This window comes from Streptomyces aureus (assembly GCF_001418135.1).
Classification (GTDB): Bacteria; Actinomycetota; Actinomycetes; order Streptomycetales; family Streptomycetaceae; genus Streptomyces; species Streptomyces aureus_A.
Window position 1 is genome coordinate 1 of record NZ_LIPQ01000215.1, and the last position, 3,984, is coordinate 3,984.

Genomic DNA, 3,984 nt, shown 5'->3' on the forward strand with positions numbered 1-3,984 from the left:
ACCTCGGCGCGCCCCGCGCCGTCCTCGCCGCCCGCCTCCAGGCCCTCGTCGAGGCCGGAGTCCTCGACCGGCGGCGCTACCAGGAGTCGCCCCCGCGCGACGAGTACGTACTCACCGACCGCGGACTCGCCCTCTGGCCCGTCCTGCGCTCGCTCGGCGCCTGGGGGCGGGCCGAGGTGACCGGAGCCGTGGCGGTGCGCCACTTCCACCACGCCGACTGCGGCACCGAACTCGGCCCGTACGGCGAGTGCCCGGCCTGCCGCGTCCCCGTACCGCCCGCCGATGTCGAGATGCGCCCCGGTGCAGGCCTCGACCTGGACCCGGCCGACCCGGTCAGCCGCGCCCTCCTCGGCCCCCGCCGTCTCCTCGTCGCCCTGGATCAGGCGGATCTCCGAAACACCGCCTGAGTGCGGGAACTCCTGACGGCTCCCGCACGTCCTCCCGATGAGAAACCGCGTGACACGAGAGAGAGGGGGGTGGCGGAATGACGACCAGGAGTCTTGTCCTGCGCGTGCTCGCGCCGCTGTTCTTCCTCCTCGCGCTCGCCGATCTGCTGCTCTCCGACGGTGGTGGCGTCTCCGCCGCGGTCGCGCTCGCCGCGACCACCGTCGTCTGCGCGCTGTTCGGAGCCCGTACGGCCCCGGCCGCGCCGCCCACCGCCGTGCGCACCGCCATCCGCGACCGCGAGCGGCGCACCGCCTTCCTGCCCCAGCGCGATCCCGACGCAGCGGGGCGTCGCAGACCCCGCGCTCCCGGCCGTCCCCTCCCGACGGCCGCGTAGGAGCACCCCCACACCGGACCTGCCTCACGCGGATCCGTCATGCCGAGACCCGACATCTCCCCGGCACGACGAGACCCCACGGAGGGCTCCCCCATGTCCGCCATCCTTTCCGCCTTCGGCTCCCTGGTCGAGCGGCTCGCCGCCCTGCTCGAACCGCTCTTCGCCACCACCGCCACGGCCGCCGCGATCGTCCTCTTCACGATGCTCGTCCGGCTCGCGGTCCATCCGCTGTCCCGGGCCTCCGCCCGCGGGCAGAAGGCGCGCACCCGGCTCGCGCCGGAGCTCGCCGCCCTCCGCAAGAAGCACGCCAAGAACCCCGAGCGGCTGCGGAAGGCGGTGACGGAGCTGCACGCGCGGGAGAAGGTCTCGCCGTTCGCCGGGATCCTGCCCAGCCTGCTCCAGGCGCCCGCGTTCCTGCTGATGTACCACCTGTTCGCCGGCGACCGGATGGCCGGGCACACCCTTCTCGCCGCCCCGCTCGGCGACCACTGGGCCGACGCCCTCTCCCACGGCGGCCCCTTCGGCCCGGCCGGCCGGGTCTACCTGGTCCTCTTCGCGCTCGTCGCCGCCGTGGCCACGTACACGTACCGGCGTACGAAGGCGCAGCTCGCCGCCCAGCCCCTGGACCTGGGCCAGCCCACCCCGGGAGCGGGCGCCATCGCCAAGGTGATGCCGCTGCTCTCCTTCGCCACCCTGATCACGGTCGCCGTCGTCCCCCTCGCCGCCGCCCTGTACGTCGTCACCAGCACCACGTGGACCGCCGTCGAGCGCGCCCTTCTCTTCCGCGAGCGCCCCGGTCAGGGCGAGAAGGGGGATGGGGAGGAGGGGGAGAACGAGGGCGCGACGAAGGGTGCGACGACGGGCGTCACGAAGGGGGCGGCGACAGGTGTCGCGAAGGGCGCCACGAAGGCTGCCGCGAAGGGCGCGACGAAGGGTGCCGTGAAGGGCGCGACGAAGGGTGCCGCGAAGGCTCCCGCGAAGGGCGCCAGGAAGCGTGCGGGAAAGGGGCGCGCGCCGCTTGCTACTCGCGCGTAAGGGTCCAGTGGCTGAACGGGGTCTTGCAGAGTGACCCGATGTCTTGGAGGATCGACCAATCCTCCGATGGCCGCACTCCATCGGCCGGGGTACCTCAGGGCCCTTTCCCGGGCCCGCCTCGACCACAGGGAGAAGTCCATGAAGCTGCTGCGTGTCGGCCCGCCGGGAGCCGAGCGTCCCGCCCTGCTCGACCAGGACGGGACGCTTCGCGACCTGTCCGCGCTGGTCGACGACATCGACGGCAGTCTGCTCGCCGACGCCTCCGCCCTCGACCGGGTACGGGCCGCCGGCGGCGCCGGTGTGCTGCCCGCGCTCGACGCCGCCGGGCTGCGCGTCGGCCCGCCCGTCGGCCGGATCGGCAAGGTCGTGTGCATCGGGCTGAACTACCACGGCCACGCCGCCGAGACCGGTCAGGCCACCCCTGCCGAGCCGGTCGTCTTCCTCAAGGCCGCCGACACCGTCGTGGGCCCGGACGACACCGTGCTCGTGCCGCGCGGCTCGGTGAAGACCGACTGGGAGGTGGAGCTCGCGATCGTCATCGGCCGCACCGCCCGCTACCTGGAGACCGACGAGGAGGCCCTCGCGCACGTCGCCGGGTACGCCGTCGCCCATGACGTCTCCGAGCGCGAGTTCCAGATCGAACGCGGCGGCACCTGGGACAAGGGCAAGAACTGCGAGACGTTCAACCCGCTCGGCCCCTGGCTCGTCACCGCCGACGAGGTACCGGACCCGCAGGCGCTCGGCCTGCGACTCTGGGTCAACGGCGAGCTCAGGCAGGACGGCCACACCTCGGACCAGATCTTCCCCGTCGCCGAGGTCGTCCGGTACGTCAGCCGGTTCATGACCCTCTACCCGGGCGACATCATCAACACCGGCACCCCCGCCGGTGTCGCCATGGGGCAGCCGGAGCCCAAGCCCTACCTGCGCCCCGGTGACGTCGTCGAGCTGGAGGTCGACGGCCTGGGCCGGCAGCGGCAGGAGCTCAAGAGCGCCTGACCCCCGATGACGGAAAACGGCGGCGCCCCGCGTGGGGCGTCGCCATTTTCATATCCTTTTTGCATATTGCCGGATATGGAACCCCTCACGCATGAACGACGACGCGACCGGCGCCGTCTCGCCGTCATCGCCGCCTCCACCGTCGCGACCACTGCCCTGGTCGGCGCGCTCGCCGTCAACAGCTGGGCCGACCCGCTGCCGGGCGGGCTCGGCCCCTGCCTCCCGGGCACGTGTCCGACCGGCCCGTATCCCGACATCGGCAGCGGCACGGTCACGTACCGCGACAACAACATCAACGTCTTCGTCGGTGGCGACATGCGCGTCCGCGAGGCCGCCGCCGAGGCCGAGGGCAAGGTCGTCGTCCTGGGCGGCTTCGACATGAAGAAGCGCCCAGGCGCCTCCAGCGTCTACAACGTCGGCGTCGCGGGCGTCGGCTCACGCGTCCCGCCGGAGAACGGCACCGACTTCCTCACCGTCGGCGAGAACCTGACGGTCGCCGCCGGCCAGCGCCTGCTCGCCGAGGAGGGCTCGGTCAGCGGCGTCGTACGGTACGGGGGCGCGCTCTCCGGTACGGTCGCCCCGCCCGCCGTGCACACCGCCGGCGCCGCCGCCCCGTACACCGCGCTCCGCGACCGGCTCACCGACGCGAGCCAGTGCTACGCGTACGTGAACGGCGCCTCCCGCCCCGCCACCGGCACCGCCGTCAACCACAACAGCGAGACTCTCTTCACGGGTGACGGCACGTCGAAACTCCAGGTCTTCAACGTCGCGTTCGACCTGGAGACCATGGGCGGCCGCCAGCAGGGCATCCGCTTCGAAAGGATCCCTGCCGGCGCGACCGTCCTCGTCAACCTCCTGGGCGCCGGCCGCACCGTCGACACGTACATCAACCAGCTGCCGGACGGGCTGCGCGAGCGGGTGCTCTGGAACTTCCCCGACGCCACCACCGTCAAGTTCGAGGGCACGGCCCAGTTCGCGGGCAGTGTGCTGATCGGCAACCAGGCCGGCACCACGACGATCACGATGCCGGGCATGAACGGCCGCTTCTTCACCACCGGAAACCTGACGCACGCATCGGAGACGACCGGCGGCGGTGGCCAGGAGATCCACGCCTATCCGTTCAACGGCGACCTGCCGTCCTGCGCGGGCGGCACGCCCACGCCCACGCCCAC

The 3,984-nt window shown here is 72.6% G+C and carries 4 protein-coding genes and 1 pseudogene; all 5 read left to right on the forward strand.

What is annotated here, in order from left to right:
- On the forward strand, positions 1-407 hold a 407-nt coding region (locus tag AOK00_RS18805), incomplete at its 5' end, for a winged helix-turn-helix transcriptional regulator (RefSeq protein ID WP_055601462.1).
- 77 nt (positions 408-484) lie between these two features.
- Entirely contained in the window at positions 485-781 is a 297-nt protein-coding gene (locus AOK00_RS18810; RefSeq protein ID WP_055601463.1) for a DUF6412 domain-containing protein, read from the forward strand.
- A 93-nt stretch (positions 782-874) separates the two neighbouring features.
- Positions 875-1,585: pseudogene (locus AOK00_RS18815) on the forward strand (YidC/Oxa1 family membrane protein insertase); the annotation flags it as partial.
- 369 nt (positions 1,586-1,954) lie between these two features.
- Positions 1,955-2,812, forward strand: coding sequence for a fumarylacetoacetate hydrolase family protein (locus tag AOK00_RS18820; protein WP_055601465.1), 858 nt, complete (start codon positions 1,955-1,957; stop codon positions 2,810-2,812).
- Between the two features lie 75 nt (positions 2,813-2,887).
- On the forward strand, positions 2,888-3,984 hold a 1,097-nt coding region (locus AOK00_RS18825), incomplete at its 3' end, for a choice-of-anchor A family protein (RefSeq protein WP_055601464.1).

Bases quoted from the DNA above. Each gene is read 5' to 3' on its own strand.
- AOK00_RS18820 (WP_055601465.1), top strand. From the start codon at position 1,955: ATGAAGCTGCTGCGTGTCGGCCCGCCGGGAGCCGAGCGTCCCGCCCTG.
- AOK00_RS18810 (WP_055601463.1), top strand. From the start codon at position 485: ATGACGACCAGGAGTCTTGTCCTGCGCGTGCTCGCGCCGCTGTTCTTC.